The sequence below is a fragment of the Actinomadura sp. NPDC048394 genome (assembly GCF_040651755.1).
GTDB lineage: Bacteria > Actinomycetota > Actinomycetes > Streptosporangiales > Streptosporangiaceae > Spirillospora > Spirillospora montaniterrae.
In genome coordinates, this window is record NZ_JBEZJL010000136.1 from 1 (window position 1) to 17,287 (window position 17,287).

At 73.4% G+C, this 17,287-nt stretch carries 14 protein-coding genes and 2 pseudogenes; 9 read left to right on the plus strand and 7 right to left on the minus strand.

Translation table 11 applies throughout. From position 1 onward, the window contains the following. Positions 1 to 94 precede the first annotated feature (94 nt). On the minus strand, positions 95 to 763 hold the full coding sequence (locus AB0C78_RS48940) for an NAD(P)-binding domain-containing protein (RefSeq protein ID WP_360762150.1): 669 nt from the start codon (positions 761 to 763) through the stop codon (positions 95 to 97). An 83-nt stretch (positions 764 to 846) separates the two neighbouring features. On the opposite strand from AB0C78_RS48940, the gene AB0C78_RS48945 reads away from it, so the two are divergent. Beyond that, positions 847 to 1,218: a helix-turn-helix domain-containing protein gene (locus AB0C78_RS48945; protein ID WP_360762153.1), complete on the plus strand. Its 372-nt coding sequence runs from the start codon at positions 847 to 849 to the stop codon at positions 1,216 to 1,218. Here AB0C78_RS48945 and AB0C78_RS48950 read toward each other — a convergent pair. After that, on the minus strand, positions 1,205 to 1,987 hold the full coding sequence (locus tag AB0C78_RS48950; protein ID WP_360762156.1) for an enoyl-CoA hydratase-related protein: 783 nt from the start codon (positions 1,985 to 1,987) through the stop codon (positions 1,205 to 1,207). The genes AB0C78_RS48945 and AB0C78_RS48950 overlap by 14 nt on opposite strands. A gap of 1,171 nt (positions 1,988 to 3,158) precedes the next feature. Here AB0C78_RS48950 and AB0C78_RS48955 point away from each other — a divergent pair. The 3 genes and pseudogenes from AB0C78_RS48955 to AB0C78_RS48965 form a co-directional block, all read left to right on the plus strand. Beyond that, positions 3,159 to 3,578, plus strand: a pseudogene (locus AB0C78_RS48955) (SNF2 helicase-associated domain-containing protein); the annotation flags it as partial. Positions 3,579 to 3,743: 165 nt separating this feature from the next. Next, a pseudogene (locus AB0C78_RS48960) lies at positions 3,744 to 6,542 on the plus strand (SNF2-related protein); the annotation flags it as partial. Then, positions 6,542 to 7,336: an SWIM zinc finger family protein gene (locus tag AB0C78_RS48965; protein WP_360762159.1), complete on the plus strand. Its 795-nt coding sequence runs from the start codon at positions 6,542 to 6,544 to the stop codon at positions 7,334 to 7,336. The pseudogene AB0C78_RS48960 and the gene AB0C78_RS48965, both read left to right, overlap by 1 nt. A 15-nt stretch (positions 7,337 to 7,351) precedes the next feature. On the opposite strand, the gene AB0C78_RS48970 is transcribed toward AB0C78_RS48965, so the two are convergent. Further along, positions 7,352 to 8,194 carry a M55 family metallopeptidase gene (locus tag AB0C78_RS48970; protein WP_360762162.1) on the minus strand — a complete coding sequence of 281 codons (843 nt, stop codon included), beginning with the start codon at positions 8,192 to 8,194 and terminating at the stop codon, positions 7,352 to 7,354. Between the two features lie 12 nt (positions 8,195 to 8,206). Continuing rightward, the gene (locus AB0C78_RS48975; protein ID WP_360762165.1) at positions 8,207 to 9,385 is read right to left on the minus strand and encodes a sensor histidine kinase; all 1,179 of its coding nucleotides are present in this window, start codon (positions 9,383 to 9,385) and stop codon (positions 8,207 to 8,209) included. A 130-nt stretch (positions 9,386 to 9,515) separates the two neighbouring features. Between AB0C78_RS48975 and AB0C78_RS48980 the strand changes: the two genes are divergently transcribed. From AB0C78_RS48980 to AB0C78_RS48995, 4 genes are read left to right on the plus strand one after another with little or no spacing between them, the layout of a single operon-like run. Continuing rightward, positions 9,516 to 10,409, plus strand: a complete 894-nt coding sequence (locus AB0C78_RS48980; RefSeq protein WP_360762167.1) for an ABC transporter ATP-binding protein — start codon at positions 9,516 to 9,518, stop codon at positions 10,407 to 10,409. Next, positions 10,406 to 11,260: an ABC transporter permease gene (locus AB0C78_RS48985; RefSeq protein WP_360762170.1), complete on the plus strand. Its 855-nt coding sequence runs from the start codon at positions 10,406 to 10,408 to the stop codon at positions 11,258 to 11,260. Before AB0C78_RS48980 ends, AB0C78_RS48985 begins: the two co-directional genes overlap by 4 nt. A gap of 25 nt (positions 11,261 to 11,285) precedes the next feature. After that, positions 11,286 to 11,531, plus strand: coding sequence for a helix-turn-helix transcriptional regulator (locus tag AB0C78_RS48990; RefSeq protein ID WP_151544908.1), 246 nt, complete (start codon positions 11,286 to 11,288; stop codon positions 11,529 to 11,531). Next, positions 11,531 to 12,091 carry a hypothetical protein gene (locus tag AB0C78_RS48995; protein ID WP_360762173.1) on the plus strand — a complete coding sequence of 187 codons (561 nt, stop codon included), beginning with the start codon at positions 11,531 to 11,533 and terminating at the stop codon, positions 12,089 to 12,091. Before AB0C78_RS48990 ends, AB0C78_RS48995 begins: the two co-directional genes overlap by 1 nt. On the opposite strand, the gene glgP is transcribed toward AB0C78_RS48995, so the two are convergent. From glgP to AB0C78_RS49010, 3 genes are all read right to left on the minus strand, one after another. Then, positions 12,088 to 14,754 carry an alpha-glucan family phosphorylase gene (gene glgP, locus AB0C78_RS49000; protein WP_360762176.1) on the minus strand — a complete coding sequence of 889 codons (2,667 nt, stop codon included), beginning with the start codon at positions 14,752 to 14,754 and terminating at the stop codon, positions 12,088 to 12,090. The genes AB0C78_RS48995 and glgP overlap by 4 nt on opposite strands. 55 nt (positions 14,755 to 14,809) lie before the next feature. Beyond that, on the minus strand, positions 14,810 to 15,319 hold the full coding sequence (locus AB0C78_RS49005; protein ID WP_360762178.1) for a VanZ family protein: 510 nt from the start codon (positions 15,317 to 15,319) through the stop codon (positions 14,810 to 14,812). Positions 15,320 to 15,380: 61 nt separating this feature from the next. Next, on the minus strand, positions 15,381 to 16,433 hold the full coding sequence (locus AB0C78_RS49010; RefSeq protein ID WP_360762181.1) for a teichoic acid biosynthesis protein C: 1,053 nt from the start codon (positions 16,431 to 16,433) through the stop codon (positions 15,381 to 15,383). A 228-nt stretch (positions 16,434 to 16,661) separates the two neighbouring features. Between AB0C78_RS49010 and AB0C78_RS49015 the strand changes: the two genes are divergently transcribed. Next, positions 16,662 to 17,287: maltotransferase domain-containing protein (locus tag AB0C78_RS49015; protein WP_360762184.1), on the plus strand; the 626-nt coding region annotated here is incomplete at its 3' end.

A 17,287-nucleotide genomic window follows, 5' to 3' on the forward strand; every position in this document is an offset into this window, starting at 1 on the left:
GCCCGGGGCCCCCCCGCCCACCCCCACGGCCCGCCCCCGGGGGGGCCCCCCCCGGGGGGCGGGGGCCCCCGCCCCGGGGCCGCCCGGCGCGCCGTCAGTGGACGGCCTCGGACGTCCGCCGCGGCGCCCGGGCCATGGCCGCGTCCGCCGGGGGCAGCATCGTCAGCGGGTCCTCGCCCGCCACCCACAGCCCGACGAGGAACGCCGTGGTCGCCTCAAGAAGCCCGGCCCGCGCCAGACCGCCGCCGTCCATCGGAACGCAGCCGATGTCGGCCACCAGGCGGCGCGCCACGGCCAGCGCGTCCGGGTCGTCCCCGCACAGCGGGACGCCGAGGGGCCGCCCGCCGAACTCCGGCGGCGCCATCCGCCACACCGTGTCGGGGCAGGTGTTGAACGCCTTCACCACCCGCGCCCCGGTCAGGTCGGCGATCCGGCGCGCCGCCGACGGGCCGCCGCCTGTCTTCAGCCGCTCGAACGGCGGCTCCATCGGGTTCGTGCAGTCGAGCAGGACGCGCCCCGCGAGCGGACCCGCCTGGCTCAGGGCGTCCTCGACGCCCTCGTGGGCGACGGCCAGCAGGACCGCCTCCCCGAACTGCGCCGCGTCCCGCAGCGTCCCGCCCTGCGCGCCATGGCCGACGCGTCCCGCCAGCGCGACCGCCTTCTCCGGAGACCGCGCCCCGATCCGCACCTCGTGGCCCTTGCGCGCCCATTGCGTCGCGAGCGCGTCCGCCATGTTCCCCGCGCCCAGCACACCGATCCGCATGACGACCTCCCGTGTCGATTACCGTCGGACGGGACGCTATGCGGTTCGTTCCGCACCAACCGGTGCGTATCGGGAAGGGCAGAATGGACGATCCCGAGTTCGTCGCCGACTGCCAGACGCGGCTCGGCCTCGACCTGCTGTCCGGCACCTGGACGGGCGTCGTGCTGTGGACGCTGCAGGACGGCCCGCTGCGCCCGCGCGAGCTCCAGGACCGGATCGGTGGCATCAGCCACAAGGTGCTCACCGAGACGCTGCGGCGCCTCGAGCACAACGGCCTGGTGGTCCGCCGCCGCTATGCCGAGGCGCCGCCGCGCGTGGAGTACGAGCTGACCGGCCCGGGGCGCGGGATGCTCGAACCGCTGTCCGCCCTGGGCCGGTGGACCGAGCGCTACGCCGCCGACGTCCTCGACGCCCAGGAGCGCGCCGGTTCGGAGAGCGCGCTCAGCGGCCCGTGAACTTCGCCTTGCCCGGGCCCTCCTCCATGAACGACTTCATGCCGTTCTTCTGGTCCTCGGTGGCGAACAGCGCGGCGAACTGCACCCGCTCGATCTCCAGCCCGGTCGCGAGGTCGACCTCCAGCCCGGTGTCGACGGCCTGCTTCGCGGCGCGCAGCGCGATCGCGGGCCCGCCCACGAACGACGCGGCCCACTCCTTCGCCGCCGTGTAGACGCCGGCGTCCGGGACGACCCGGTCCACCAGGCCCATCGCGAGCGCCTCGTCCGCGGCGACGTGCCGCCCGGAGAAGATCAGGTCCTTGGCCTTGGACGGGCCGACGAGCCGCGCGAGCCGCTGCGTGCCGCCCGCGCCGGGGATGATGCCGAGCTGGATCTCCGGCTGCCCGACCTTCGCGCCCTCGCCCGCGACCCGGAAGTCCGCGGTCAGCGCGACCTCCAGCCCGCCGCCGAGCGCGTACCCGGTGATCGCCGCGATGACCGGCTTCGGGATCGCGGCGAGCGCCTTGGTGAAGTCCTGCAGGAGCCGCGAGTGGCCCGCCGCCATCTCCGCGTACGGCATCGGCGCCATCTCCTTGATGTCGGCGCCGGCCGCGAACACCCGCTCCCCGCCGTACAGCACGACCGCCGCGACCTGGTCGTCCTCGGTGACCTCGCGGGCCGCGCCGATCAGCTCCCGCTGCATCTCCGCGTTCAGGGCGTTCATCTTCGGACGGTCCAGCCGGATCGTCGCGACGCCGCCCTCCGTCTCCACCCGCACGAACTCGCCCACGCACGCCTCCAAGATCCTCCGGTCGACCGACGTCCCCGAACCTAACAAGCCCGCTCCGGGGTCCCGCCACGGCGGCCCGGCTGTCGGACCCCACTGGTAGCTTCGGGCCCGGCAGTCACATCGCACGTCACCGGGGGTTCGGATGCTGGTCGCCCATGCCGCCTGGCATGGCGGGGCGCTCTGCGTGTGGGCCGAGCGCACCGGCCCGCACGACCCGCCCGGCGGCGACGCGCACCCGTTCGCGACCCGCGACTTCACCGGGACGTCCTACGAGCCGCTGCTGCGCGGCGCGTTCCGCGTCGAGCTGGCGATGACGCTGCCGACGCACGGCGACCATCCGCTGCCGTCCGCCGAGCTCGGCCCCGAGCCGGTGCCCGGGGAGCCGGAGCTGCGGCCGTGGCGGGTGCCGGCGCTGGTGCTGGAGCCGTTCCCGGCGATGGCGCTGCTCCAGGCCGCCGAGCACAGCGGAGACGTCGTCCCCGGCTCCGACCTGCGGTTCCTGTGCGTCCTCGCGGACGAGGCCGTGCACCTCGCCGGGCGCGGCCAGGTGCTGCCCGCGCTGCTGCGCGAGGACGGCGACCTCGTCGCGCGCTGGCGCCCCGTCCTCGACGACCCGGCCCGGTTCCGGGCGCTGGCCCGCGCGATGCCGGCCGCGTGCCGCGCCGCCGACGGAGGCCGTCCCGCCGCGCAGGTGCTGCGGGAGGCGCTGTCCGGGCTGGTCGACACCGCCGTCCGCGGCGTCGTCCCGCATCCGCTGCTGCCGGCCCGGCGCGGCAAGGTGCCCGACCGGCTGCCGCTCGCCGAACGCTGGGCGGAGGCGCTGACCGGTCCGTCCGCCGAGGTCGCGCGGGAGCCCGGCGACGACCCCGACGAGCTGATCGCGGAGCTGGACGCGTGGGCGGCCGCCGCGCGCCGCCCGTCCGGGCCGCTGCGGGTCTGCTTCCGCCTCGCCGAACCGGGCGCGCAGGAGTTCACCGCCGAACCGTTCCCCGACGAAGAAGAAGAGAATTCCGGCGACGCCTGGCGCGTCGAGTTCGCCCTCCAGGGCACCGACGACCCCAGCCTCTACGTGCCCGCCGCGATGGTGTGGGCGGGCGACGCGACCTCGATCCCCGACGCGGAGGAGACGCTGCTCGCCGGCCTCGGCCGCGCGCTGCGCCTGTTCCCCGACATGGCGCCCGCGCTCGACGGCCCCGCGCCCGCCGAGCTGACCCTCGACACCGCGGGCGCGTTCCGCTTCCTCCGGCGGGCCGCGCCGATGCTGGCCGCCGCCGGGTTCGGCGTCCTGCTCCCCCAGTGGGCGGGCAAGGCCAGGCTCGGCATGAAGCTGACGACCCGCACCGACGATCCCGAGGCGTCCGCCGGCGCCGCCGCGCCGTCCGGCTTCGACCTCAAGGGCATGGTGAAGTTCCGGTGGGACCTCGCCATCGGCGACGAGAGCATCGACGAGGCGGAGCTGGAGGAGCTGGCCCGGCTGAAGACCCCGCTCGTCCGGCTGCGCGGCCAGTGGGTCGAGCTGGACGAGGAGCAACTCGAGGCCGCGCTCGACTTCCTGCGCCACCCGCGCCAGGGCCGCATGCCCGCCGCCGAGGCGATCCGCGCGATCGTCCACGCGGGCGACGACGCGCTCCCGCTGACCGCCGTCGACGCCGACGGCACCTTCGGCGACCTGCTGTCCGGCGAGGCCGACCGCCGCCTCACCCCCATGCGCACGCCCCGGGGATTCAACGGGACGCTGCGCCCCTTCCAGGAGCGCGGCCTCGCCTGGCTGAAATTCCTCGACGGCCTGGGCTTGGGCGCGATCCTCGCGGATTCGATGGGCCTCGGTAAGTGCATCGGCAAGGACGAGTTCGTCCATGTCAACGGGGCTCTCATCAAAGCGAAGGATGTGTGGGCGCGCTATGTGACCGGAATCGATCCCGATGGGGAAGGGCAATGGTCCGTCCCGTCGAAGAGGCTGATGGTCAACTCCATCGCCGAGGACGGGCGCATCGTCACGGCGCCGATCACCCGCCTGTACCGCCAGCACATCCGGGAGAAGGTGCGCGAGGTCACCCTGGACGACGGGAGCAGGATCGTCGTGACCCGGCGCCATCGCCTCATGGGAGTCGATGGTTGGACAAGGGACGTTCGCCCTGGAATGCGGCTCTGCGTACCGGCCCGTCTCCGGCACGACGGCAGTCCGGTCGATCCCGACCTCACGGTGCTCCTGGCCTGGCAGATCGCGGAAGGGTCCGAGGACCCCTACTCGAGCGTGGTCATCACGCAAAAGGACGTGCGGGTACTCCACGACCTGCACAGCCGGCTGCTCAAGATCGCCGAACGTTTCGCTCTCCCCTTGAACGATCCGGCGATCATGCCTTCGGTGAACGCGAAGGCCGCCTACCTGAGGTTCAGCGGAATGCCGTACCGCAGGCTGCTGGAAGAGTACGCCTACCAGTGGGGCAGAAACTCGGCACACAAGCGCATTCCTGACGGCATCGTGTCCGCAGATGACGCGACCGTCCGCCTCTTCCTGCGCCACTACTTCGCGGCCGAGGCTTCGGTCAACCCCCAGGCCCGCGTCGTCGAGATAAGTTCGGCCTCCGTCTGGATCATCCGCCAGCTCAGCGCGATGCTTCGCCGTTTCGGGATCTGGCTGCGCATCACGACCAAGTGGAAGCACGCGACGAATGGGAAGGGCGTCAAGAGGCCTTATCAGGTCGCGCTGATCGGTGGCCACAGCCTGCGCCTGTTCCATGAGCACATCGGCATCGCCGACCCGGCGAAGCAGGCACGGCTGGACGCCATCTGCCGCCTGCCGCACAACACCAACGTCGAGGGCGTTCCGGGGAGCGACCTCCTCCGGCGCGCACGGGAGCTCACCGGTCTCCCGATGCGGCATTTCGGCGTGCGGACCGTTTACTTCTACGGCGGCCAGGAACTGTCCAGGGCAACGGCCCGGGACGCGGTCCAAGGGATGGATCGCATGCTCTCCGGGGAGACGCAGGCCGAGCTCGCGAACCGCACCGGCAACAAGTGGACGGCACGGACCGCCGCCGCCTACGAGAACCTCGACCGGGCCGGGCTGCGAGAGATCCGCGATCTGCTGGACGACCGGGCGTCCCGTGAGGTGTTCTACGCCAAGGTCGTCTCGGTCGAGGAGGTCGACTATGACGGCTATGTCTACGACTTCGAGGTCGCAGGGCACCACAACTACGTGGCCGAAGGCATGCTGTGCCACAACACCGCGCAGACCCTGGCGCTTCTCGCCTCCGAGCGAGAGGACGCCCGTCCAGGGCCGACACTGCTGATCGGACCGATGTCGCTGGTGGGGAACTGGCAGCGGGAGGCGGCGCGGTTCACGCCGAAGCTGCGCGTGTACGTCCACCACGGGACGGGCCGCCATCGCGGCGACGACCTGGTCGAGGCGGCCGCGGCGGCCGACCTCGTGCTGACCACCTACGGGACGGCGGCGCGGGACGCGGAGATGCTCGCGCCCGTCGGCTGGGAGCGGGTCGTCTGCGACGAGGCGCAGGCGCTGAAGAACAGCGGCACGCGGCAGGCCCGCGCGGTACGGAGCATCCCGGCGCGCACCCGGATCGCGCTCACCGGCACGCCCGTCGAGAACCACCTCACCGAGCTCTGGTCGATCATGGAGTTCGCGAACCCGGGGCTGCTCGGGCCGCGCGCGGCGTTCCGGCAGCGGTTCGCGGTGCCGATCGAGAAGGAGGGCGACGAGCGGGCCGCGGTGGCGCTGAAGCGGGCGACGCGGCCGTTCATCCTGCGCCGCCTCAAGACCGACAGGTCGATCATCTCCGACCTGCCGGAGAAGCAGGAGATCAAGGTCTACTGCAACCTGACCACCGAGCAGGCGTCGCTCTACCAGGCCACCGTGGACGACATGCTCGAGCAGATCGCCGAGGCCGACGACAAGCAGCGGCGCGGGCTCGTCCTCGCGACGATGGCCAAGCTCAAGCAGGTCTGCAACCATCCGGCGCACCTGCTGAAGGACGGCTCGCGGCTGCCCGGCCGGTCCGGGAAGCTGGAGCGGCTCGAGGAGATCTGCGCCGAGGTGCTCGAGCAGGGCGAGAAGGCGCTCGTCTTCACCCAGTACGCCGAGTTCGGCTCGATGCTCCAGCCGTACCTGGCGGCCCGGCTGGAGCGGCCGGTGCTGTGGCTGCACGGCGGGACGTCCAAGCAGGCCCGCGACGACCTCGTCCAGCACTTCCAGGGCGACGAGGAGCCGGCGGTCTTCCTGCTGTCCCTCAAGGCCGCCGGCACCGGCCTGACGCTGACCGCCGCGAACCACGTCGTGCACGTCGACCGGTGGTGGAACCCCGCCGTCGAGGACCAGGCCACCGACCGGGCGTTCCGCATCGGCCAGACCCGCAACGTGCAGGTCCGCAAGTTCATCTGCGTCGGGACGATGGAGGAGCGGGTCGACGAGATGATCGAGCGCAAGAAGGCGCTCGCCGAGTCCATCGTCGGCACCGGCGAGGAGTGGCTGACCGAGCTGTCGGTCGCCGAGCTCCGCGACGTCCTGCGGCTCTCGCCCGAGGCGGTGAGCGACTGATGGACGAGGAGGGCGTCCGGGCCCGCACGAAGCGCGGCTCAATCGGTGCGCGGTGGTGGTCGCGGCGCTTCATCGACCTCGTGGAGTCGTTCGCCGACACCGGCCGGCTCTCCCGCGGCCGCACCTACGCGCGCAAGGGCCAGGTGTACGACCTGCGCGTCACCCCCTACGAGGTGACGGCGAAGGTGCGCGGGTCGCGTCCCGAGCCCTACGAGGTGGCCCTCGGGATCGAGGGGATCGGCGCCGCGAGCTGGGTCGCCGCGGAGAAGGAGCTGGCGTCCCGCGCGGTCTTCCGCGCCCGGCTGCTCGCCGGCGAGATGCCTCCGGAGATCGAGTGGGTCTTCGCCGAGCTCGGGCTCGCGCTGTTCCCGGCCACGGCCGCCGACCTGCACCTGATGTGCGACTGCCCCGACTGGGGCGACCCGTGCAAGCACGCCGCGGCCGTCCTGTACCTGCTCGCCGAGGCGTTCGACGACGACCCGTTCCTCATCCTCGAATGGAACGGCCGTGGCCGCGACCGGCTCCTCACCGCGCTGCGCCGCGGCCCGGCCGCCGCGCCCGATCCCCTGGAGATGGAGGACGAGCCGCTGTCGGCGACGGACTTCTGGACGACGCCGTCCGGCCTGGCCCGCCTCCGCGACCGTCCGCCGTCCCCGCCCGTTCCGCCCGGCTTCGTCCTGCAGGTGGCGACGCCGCCTCCGGTGAAGATCCGCCGCCGGCCCCTGACCGACGCCCTCCTCCCCGCCTACGAAGCGTTGAGCGATGGCGGGCCGTCCTCGTCAGGGGACGGCTGAGGGCGGCCCGCGGCGTCAGCCGTAGTGGCGGCCGGTGCAGCCGATCTCGCCGGCGAGGGTGGCGCAGATGCCGAGCAGGCCGACGATCTCCGCGTAGTCGGCGGAGGTGAACTCGGTGACGCGGGGCGCGGTCAACGTGACGCCCGGGATGAGCGAGCAGGACTGGGCGATCGACGTGGTGTTCCAGTCGATGGCCAGGGTGTACGGGGACGGGAGCGCGAGCGGGCGCCAGCCGGAGGGGTCGCGCAGCGACCGCAGCGCCGCCTCGTAGATCATCTCCTGGGCGCGCGCGGGCGGGACCAGCTCGGCGGCGTAGCGGTCGTGGCCCGCCTTGACGGCGACGGTGGGGACGTCGCCGAGGACGTCGCGCGCCTCGACGCAGGCGGCCTCGTCGCCCGCGACGAGCCCGACGGGGACGCCGAGCGAGCCCGCATAGCCCGCCATCAGCCGGATCTCCCCTGCGACCTCCCCGTTCAGGTACAGGTCCTGGATCTCGCGGCCCATCCACGTGTGGTTGAGGACGCCGCGTTCGGCGCCGGCGCGCGCGTGGTAGCCGACGTACAGGGCGACGTCGAAGGAGGCGTCCAGGCCCTCGCCCATCCGCATCGCCATGTGCGGCCCCCGGATGAGCGTGCAGCGCTCGTCGATCAGGTCGGCGCGCAGGTTCTTGCCGCGGCCGTGCGAGTCGGTGACGACGACCTGGTCGGCGCCGGCGTCGAACGCGGCGCGGACCGCGGCGTTGGCGTCCGCCGTCATCAGCTCGCAGCCGCGCTCGTAGCCGCGCCCGCCGGCGCGCATCTCCTCGGGGTCGGTGAGCCCGGAGACGCCTTCCATGTCGACCGAAACGAAGACCTTCATGGGCTCATCGTGTCAGGCGGGGAGCGTGGCGCGGACGGTGAAGCCGCCGCCGGGGCGGGGCGCGGCGTCGAGGGCGCCGCCCAGCGCCTCGGCGCGGTCGCGCATGCCGCGGATCCCGGAGCCGGTGCCGGCGGTGGCGGGCGCGGGGGCGCCGCCGCCGTCGTCCTCGACGGTGACGGTGACGTCGCCGTCGCCGTAGCGGACGCGGACGACGGCGGACGAGGCGCCGGAGTGCCGGGTCACGTTGGTGAGGGCCTCCTGGACGATCCGGTACGCGGCGCGGTCGGCGTCCGGGGGCAGGGGCCGGGGCGTGCCCTCGGTCTCGGTGCGGACGGTGAGGCCGGCGGCGGTGGTGCCGGCGGTGAGCTCGTCCAGGCGGGCGAGGCCGGGCGGGGCGTCCGCGAGGGGGCCGTCCACCTGGCGGAGCACGCCGAGGGTGGCGCGCAGCTCGCGGAGGCTGTCCTTGCTGGCGTCCTTGATGGCGGTGAGCGCCTCGCCGGCCCGGCCGGGCTCGCGCTGCAGGACGTGGAGCGCGGCGGTGGCCTGGACATGGATCAGCGAGATGTTGTGGCCGAGCGCGTCGTGCAGCTCGCGGGCGATGCGGAGCCGCTCCTCGATGGCGCGGCGGCGGGCCTCCGCCTCGCGGGAGCGTTCGGCGGCGGCGAGGCGGCGTTCGGCCTCGCGCAGGTAGGCGCGCCGGTTGCGGGCGAAGCCGCCGATGGCGATGACGGCGACGAACCAGCCGGCGAGAAGGAACGTCGCGGCGTCGGCGAGGTGGTTGACCTGGTCGGCGTCGTTGCCGTAGAGGGTGGCGCCCATCGCGACGGCGGCGAGCGCGGAGGCGCTCACGAGGTGCCCTTCGGCCGCCGCGGTGTAGAGCGCGATGACGAAGGTCATGATGATCGGGCCGTCCGGCTCGGTGAGCGGGTAGTACAGGGCGCAGGCGACGAAGGTGACGAGCGCCACGGTGCGGGGACGGCTGCGGCGGAAGGCGAGCGCGCCGCAGGCGATCGCGAGCAGCGCCCAGCCGTAGAACGGGAGCATGCCCCGGTCCAGCGCGTAGGCGGCGATCAGCGCGATCGCGGCCAGGACGGCGAAGCACGCGGCGGCGAGCAGCGCGTCGGCGCGGCGGCCGCGCGGCCACCGGAGCCCGGAGGCGGCGCGGTCCCGGCTGAGGGCTGGTGCGCGCACGGCTCCATCCTGCCAGTCCGTCCTGCGCGGTTCCGAGGCTTGCGACCCTGCGACGCGATGTAGTACTTCTACTATCAACAGAAGCACTGTTGCGGTGAACGATCGAAGTTCCCGTACGGAGGAGGTGCGCATGACCGGTCCGGTGATCCGGACGCGCGGCCTGCGGATGCGCTACGGCCGCACCGAGGTGCTGCGCGGCGTCGACCTGGAGGTCGGGGCGGGCGAGGTGGCGGCGCTGCTCGGCCCGAACGGCGCGGGCAAGACGACCACGATCGAGATCCTGGAGGGGTTCCGGCGCCGCACGTCCGGCGAGGTGCGGGTGCTCGGCGCCGACCCCGGCACGGGCGGCGCGGCGTGGCGGGCGCGGCTCGGGATCGTCCTGCAGGACTGGCAGGACCATCCGCGCTGGGGCGTCCGGCAGCTGCTGGAGCACATCGCCGGCTTCTACGACCGGCCGCGCGACCCCGACGAGCTGCTCGAGGTCATGGGGCTGACGGCGCAGGCCGGGCAGACGGCGGCGCGGCTGTCGGGCGGGCAGCGCCGCCGGCTGGACGTCGCGCTCGGCATCGTCGGGCGGCCGGAGGTGCTGTTCCTGGACGAGCCGACCGCCGGGTTCGACCCGCGGGCGCGCAGCGACTTCCACGAGCTGGTCGGGCGGCTCGCCCGCGAGGACGGCATGACGATCCTGCTGACCACGCACGACCTCGCGGAGGCCGAGCGGCTCGCGGACCGCATCGCGATCCTGGTGCGGGGCGAGGTCACGGTGAGCGGCACCCCGTCCGGGCTGGCGTCGGTCGTGCAGGCCGCGTCGGAGGTGCGGTGGCTGGAGGACGGCGCGCCCCGCGCCGAGCGGACGCCGGACCCGTCGCGGCTGGCGTACGAGCTGCACCGGCGGTTCGGCGGCCCGGTCCCGGGCCTGGAGATCCGGCGGCCGACGCTGGAGCAGAGCTACCTGAACCTGGTCGGCGGCGCCGAGTCCGCCGCGACCGGAGCGAGCGCGGGCGCGGAGAGGACGGCGGCGTGAACACCAGGACGATCCGGATGGGGGTCCGGCGCGGCTGGGCCGAGCACGTCCACTCGCTGAAGAACCGGCGCGAGCTGCTGACCGGCGTCGTCGCGACGGTCGGCGTCTTCGTGCTGATGGTCCGCTGGCAGGGCGGCCACGACGCGCAGGGCACGCACGTGTCGGAGGGGCTGCTGCTCGCGGCCGGGTTCGTCGCGTTCTGCGTGTTCTCGACCGGGCTGTTGAACCTCGCCATGATGATCGCTGCGGACCGGGAGGAGGGCACGCTGCTGCGGCTGCGGACGGTCCCGGGCGGCGTCCCCGCCTACGTCGTCGGCCGGGCCGTCTCGGTGCTGCTGCAGATCCTCATGTACGTGGTGCTGATGCTGGTCGCGGGCGTGGCGATGGCGGGGTTGGACCTGCCGTCCGACCCCGGGCGGTGGCTGACGCTGCTGTGGGTGCTGGCGCTCGGGACGCTCGCGGTCGTCCCGTTCGGCGCGGCGCTCGGCACGCTGCTGCCGGGCCCGCGCAACGCCGCGAGCGTCCTGTCCCTGCCGGTGATGGGCCTGATGATCATCTCCGGGGTGCTGTTCCCGGTGACGTCGCTACCGGAGCCGGTGCGGTGGGTCGCGCAGGCGTTCCCGCTGTACTGGGAGGGGCTCGGGCTGCGGTCGGCGTTCCTGCCCGACGCGATGCTCGCCGGGGAGATCGGCGGGAGCTGGCGCCCGCTGGAGACCGCCGGGGTGCTCGGCGCGTGGGCCGCCGCCGGACTGCTCGTCGCGCCGTGGCTGCTGCTGCGGGCGACGCGGCGGGAGTCGGGGGCGCGGCTGGCCGCCCGCCGCGAGCGCCGGGCCGCCCAGGGCGCGTTCTGACCTCCGGGTGCGGGAGACTGTGCCGGTGGCGGACGGCAAGGCGGACAAGGAGCACGTCCACAACCGGATCGCGGTGCTGCGCGCCGAGCGGGGCGTGTCGCGCCGGGAGCTGGCGACGGCGCTCGGCGTCCACTACCAGACGATCGGCTACCTGGAGCGCGGCGAGTACAGCCCGAGCCTGCACCTCGCGCTGCGGATCGCCGCGTTCTTCGAGGTGCCGGTCGAGGTCGTGTTCTCGCTGACGCCGTTCCCCCGGCTGGGGAGCGCCTGATGGGCGAGGGAGGGAAGCCCCGGATGTGGGAACGGTGGACGTCGCACCGCGAAGAGGTGCTGCAGTCCGACCTGATGTGGTCCTGGTACGCGACGCGGAGCCGGCGGCGCGCGCTCGCCGCCGCCGGGCTGGCGGGCCTGGCCATGATCTGGGCCGGGACGGTCGTGTCGTGGCATCTCGCGCCGAGCGACACCGCCATGTGGGTGACGATCACCCTGCTGGGCGTGTCGGTGGTGACGACGGTCCCGGTGATCGGAGCGCTGAACGTCGCGACGCGCGGGACGATGTCGCTGGCGGAGAGCCGGCTCGACGAGCGGCAGGTCGCCGAGCGGCTGCGCGCCTTCACGGTCGCGCACCGGATCATGCTCGCGGTGCTCGTCGCGGTCGTGGTCGCGGTGCTCGCCGCCGACACCGAGCACGTCCCGATGGCGGCCGTCGTGGTCGGCGTCATCGCGCTGTTCGAGACGCACATGCTGCTGCCCGTCCTCGTCGCCGGATGGCGGATGCCGGACCCGCCGCCCGACGACGAGGAGGACGAGGAGGACGCGAGCGCCGGCTAGCGCAGGTCGCCGTTCGTCATGCCGTGCGGCGCCGGCGGCAGCGCGACGAGCCCCATCTCGGCCCGCGTCGACAGCATCGGATGGCTCGGCACGACCCGGACCCCGTACCCGAACGCGCCGCTGCGCCCGAGCGGGACCTCGCCGGTGCAGCGCAACCGCCCGTCGCCCGCCGGCTCCGCGCCGCCCAGGTCGAGGTAGGCCGGGTCGATCAGCGCGTCGGCGTCGTCCACCCGGCCGTAGGCGACCTCGACGGCGACGTCGTCGGGGTCGAGGCCGCCGAGCGCGACGACGGCCTTCACCGTCAGCAGCGCCCCGACCTGCGGGCTCTCCCCGCCGTCGGTCTCGACGTGCTCGACGGCGACGCCCGGCCACGCCTTCGCGACCCGCTGCTTCCAGCCGGCCAGCGCGCGGGCGCCCGCGTACTTGTCGGCGACCATCTCCCGCTCGGACGCGGCCGCCGGGGTGTACAGGTCCAGCACGTAGTCGCGGAGCATCCGGCTCGCCAGCACCTTCGGGCCGAGCGTGGCGATGGTGTGCTTCACCATCTCCAGCCAGCGGCGCGGCAGCCCGGCCGAGTCGCGGTCGTAGAAGGTGACCGAGACGTGGTCCTCGATCAGCTCGTACAGCGCGCCGGCCTCCAGCTCGTCGCGCCGGTCGGGGCTGGACAGGCCGTCGGCGGACGGGATCGCCCAGCCGTTCTGCCCGTCGTACCACTCGTCCCACCAGCCGTCCCGGATGGACAGGTTCAGCCCGCCGTTCAGGGCCGCCTTCATCCCGGACGTGCCGCACGCCTCCAGCGGCCGCAGCGGGTTGTTCATCCACACGTCGCAGCCCTGCACCATGAGCCGCCCGAGCGCCATGTCGTAGTCGGGCAGGAACACGATGCGGTGCCGGACGTCCTCCCCGTCGGAGAACCGGACGATCTCCTGGATGAGCCGCTTGCCGCCTTCGTCGGCAGGGTGCGCCTTCCCGGCGATGACGATCTGGACGGGCCGGTCCGGGTCGAGCAGGATGCGGCGGAGCCGGTCCGGGTCGCTCATCATCAGCGTGAGCCGCTTGTACGACGGGACGCGCCGCGCGAACCCGATGGTCAGCACGTTCGGGTCGAGGGCGTCGTCGATCCAGGACATCTCGGCCTCGCTGGCGCCGCGCTGCCGCCACGACTCGCGGAGCCGGCGCCGCGCGTCCAGCACGAGCCGCTCGCGGAGCACGCCGCGGATCCGCCAGATCTCGCTCTCCGGGACGTCGCGGACCTCCTCCCAGCCGCGTCCGGACGCCATCAGCGCCGGGATCTCGCGGGCGGCGAGGTCGAGGACCTCCCGCGCCACCCACGTGCCGGCGTGGACGCCGTTGGTGATGGACCCGATCGGGACCTCGGCGGTGTCGAAGCCGCCCCACAGGCCGCCGAACATCTCGCGGCTGACCTCGCCGTGCAGCTCGCTGACGCCGTTGACGCGCTGCGCCAGCCGCATCCCCATGACGGCCATGTTGAACACGGTGCGGTCGCCGCCCGGGTAGTCCTCGGCGCCGAGCGCGAGGACGCGTTCGGCGGGGACGTACGGGTCCTCGTTGGCGCCGCCGAAGTACCGGGCGATCAGCTCGCGCGGGAACCGGTCGATGCCGGCGGGGACGGGGGTGTGCGTGGTGAACACCGTGCCCGCGCGGGTCGCCTCCAGGGCCTCGTCGAACGTCAGGGCCTGCTCGGACACCAGCTCGCGGATGCGTTCGACGCCGAGGAACCCGGCGTGCCCCTCGTTGGTGTGGAACACCTCGGGCGCCGGGTGGCCGGTGATGCGGCAGTACGCGCGGATGGCGCGGACGCCGCCGATGCCGAGCAGCATCTCCTGCAGCAGCCGGTGGTCGCCGCCGCCGCCGTAGAGCCGGTCGGTGACGTCGCGGGCGGCCGGGTCGTTGTCCTCGACGTCGGAGTCCAGCAGCAGCTGCGGGACGCGGCCGACCCGCGCCAGCCACACCTGCGCGTGCAGCTCGCGGGCGCCCGCGCCGTGCTCGGCGGGGCCGCGCACGCCGCCGTGGTCGTCGTCGCCGTCGCCGCGCCCCGCCCCGCCCGGGGGCAGGCCGATCGCGACGCGGACCGGGGTCCCGTCGGCCTCGCGCAGCAGGGTCAGCGGCAGCCCGTTCGGGTCGATCGGCGGGTAGCGCTCCAGCTGCCAGCCGTCCGGCGACAGCGACTGGGAGAAGTACCCGTGCCGGTACAGCAGCCCGACGGCGATGATCGGGACGCCGAGGTCGCTGGCGGTCTTCAGGTGGTCGCCGGCCAGGATGCCGAGGCCGCCGGAGTACTGCGGCAGCGCCGCGGTGATCCCGTACTCGGGCGAGAAGTAGGCGATGGACGACGGGGCGCCGGACAGCGACTGGTACCAGCGCGGGGCGGTCAGGTACTCGTGCAGGTCCTCGGCCGTGTCCTGGAGCCGGCGCAGGAAGCGCCGGTCCTCGGCGAGCTGCGCCAGCCGCTCGGGCGCGACCTCGCCGAGCAGCCGGACCGGGTCGTGGTGGACGGCCTCCCACAGCGCAGGGTCCACGGCGCGGAACAGGTCCAGCGTCTCGTGGTGCCACGACCAGCGCAGATTGAGGACGAGCTCCTCGAGCTGCCGGAGCGGCTCTGGAAGGACGGTGCGGACCGTGAATCGTCGGATTGCCTTCACGCAACGTCACGCTATGCAATGCGCCGCGGCGGCGCGACAGCCGGGCGGGGTTTCGTCACCTCGCGGATCGGTCGGCCGCGAGCGCCCGGACGCGCAGGAACGCCGACGCCGTAAGGGCTCCCGCCGCCACGCCGATCGAGTTGTACGCCATGTCACCGGGATCGCATTCGCGTCCTGGATCAAGAGTTTGCAGGAATTCGACCAGAACGAACCCCGCCGAGAAGACCGCGGGCGCGGCGACGGGGCGCCGCGACACCAGCACCCCCAGGAAACCCAAAGGTACCCATAAGGCAACATTCATGACGTCCTCCAGGCCGCGCGACCCGAAGATCCGCAGCGACCAGGCGACGTCGGACACCGGGGTCGCGACGCAGTGCTCCAGCCGGCCGCCCGCGCCCGCCGCGACGGTCGCCGGCAGCGTGATCGCCAGCACCAGGCCCGTCCACGCGAGCAGCGCCAGCGCGGGCAGCGGCGGCCACCCCGTCCGCCGCACGACCGGCCGCCACAGCAGCGCCACCGCCGCCGCGAGCAGCGCCCACAGCACCAGCGGCCGCACCAGCTCCATCGGCACATGATCGGGCACGCCGGTTCAACGATCCGCCGCGCCGCCGAGTTCGCGCCCTGGGTCAGACCAGGTCCTTCTTGTAGAAGAGGTTGGCCTGGCGGGCGCCGGACGAGCCGGAGGCAAACCCGAGGAACAGCCGGAGCTGCGAGCCCGCCTTGTAGATCGCGAGGCCCTCGGGCTCCCGGTAGCTCAGCGTCGAGCCCGCCTGGGTGAACACCGGCTTGCCGACGACCTTGCCGGTGTTGAGGTCGACGGCGGAGATGTAGGAGTTGCCGGGCTTCGGGTTGGACGCGCTATAGGCCGTCCCGTTGAACAGGTACAGGTACCGCCCGTACAGCGTGTAGCCCTGGAAGTCGGGCTTGACGGTGGCGGGCTGGGCGATGTCGACGAGCTTCGCGCCGTAGTTGCGCGCCTTGACGTCCGACAGCTTCCAGACCGCGATACGGAACTGGCCGCCCTTCTTGTACCGCATCGCGAGCCGGTCGTTGATCGGGTCGATCGCCGGGGTCGCGTTGGACTGCCCTGACACTGGCGTGTACTTGGTGAGCGCGGACGACGTGTTCGTCACGGTGCCCATGTTGACGAACTTGAAGCGGGCGAGGTTCTTGCCGCGCGTCGTCGTCTTGCCGGTGGAGTCGGTGAACTTCTCCGCGTCCGTCTCCGTCCACAGGTAGGCGGACGAGCCGGACGGCTCCACGCCGATCGAGACGCCGTGCCCGAAGCCCTTGAGGTGCATGTAGCCGAGCTTCTTGCCGGAGAAGTCGAGCTGGGTGACGGTGAGGTCGCCGCGCGCCTCGGAACCGGACGCGCCGGACACCTGCGCGACGTAGAGGCGCTTGTGCGCCGCGTCGAACGCGAACGACTGCATGACGGTGCCGTCCTGCAGGTTCTTGTGCCGCCACAGGTCGTAGGACGGCTTGCCGAGGTCGAAGCGCTGGGACGAGGGGAGGCTCGCCGCGAGCGCCGCGTTGAGGCGCGCCGTCGTGCCGCGCGCCGCGCCGTCGCCGTGCGCCGAGCACGCGCCCAGGGCGAGCGCCCCGGCCATCGCCGCCGTCCCCGCCTTCGCCGCCGTCCCCGCCTTGCCGCCCGCGATGGGCTTCGCCGGTCGCCGCATACCCGTCACTCCCCGTCCCGCCGGTCTTGATCGAGCGGCACGACCGTACCGGGCGGGGCGGTCCGGCGTCCGCGGAACGCCGTCCGGGACGCCGGGAAAAGATCGTTCCGGGGCGGTCGCTGAGCGTTGCCGGGATGGTCGCGCAAAGTTATCGGAAACTCGATGACGGTTCGCGCCGCTTCCCGGGCATGGACGTTTCGGAAGTCTCGAACGGGTAGGGGATGCCACATGCAGGTCGAGTCCGGAACCTCCACGATCACCGGTATTCCGAGGCTCGGGCGGATCCCGATCCTGGACGTCGCGCCGGTGGTCGGCGGCGGGCGGTGGCCGGCGAAGGCCGTGGTGGGCGAGACGGTCGAGGTGTCGGCGACGGTGTTCCGGGAGGGGCACGAGATGCTCGGCGCGGCGGTCGTGCTGCGCGCGCCGGACGGCATGGAGCAGCCGGGCGAGCCGATGACCGAGGTCGGCGTGGGACTCGACCGGTGGGCGGCGCTGGTGACGCCGGACCGGATGGGCGAGTGGTCGTTCCGGGTCGAGGCGTGGGGCGATCCGATCGCGCACTGGTGGCACGACACGCAGATCAAGGTCCCGCGCGGCCAGGACGTGGAGCTCATGCTCGCCGAGGGGGCGCGGCTGTTCGCGCGCGCGGCGGAGGCGCTGCCGAGCAAGGACCGCCCGACCCTGACCAGGCTCGCCAAGCGCCTCGGCGATGAGACGATCCCGGTCGGCGACCGGATGGAGGCGGCGGCCGATCCCGATGTGGCGGACGTGCTGGAGCGGCATCCGCTGCGGGACCTGCTGACGGTGTCGGACTGGTACCCGCTGGTGGTGCACCGGCAACGCGCCCTGTACGG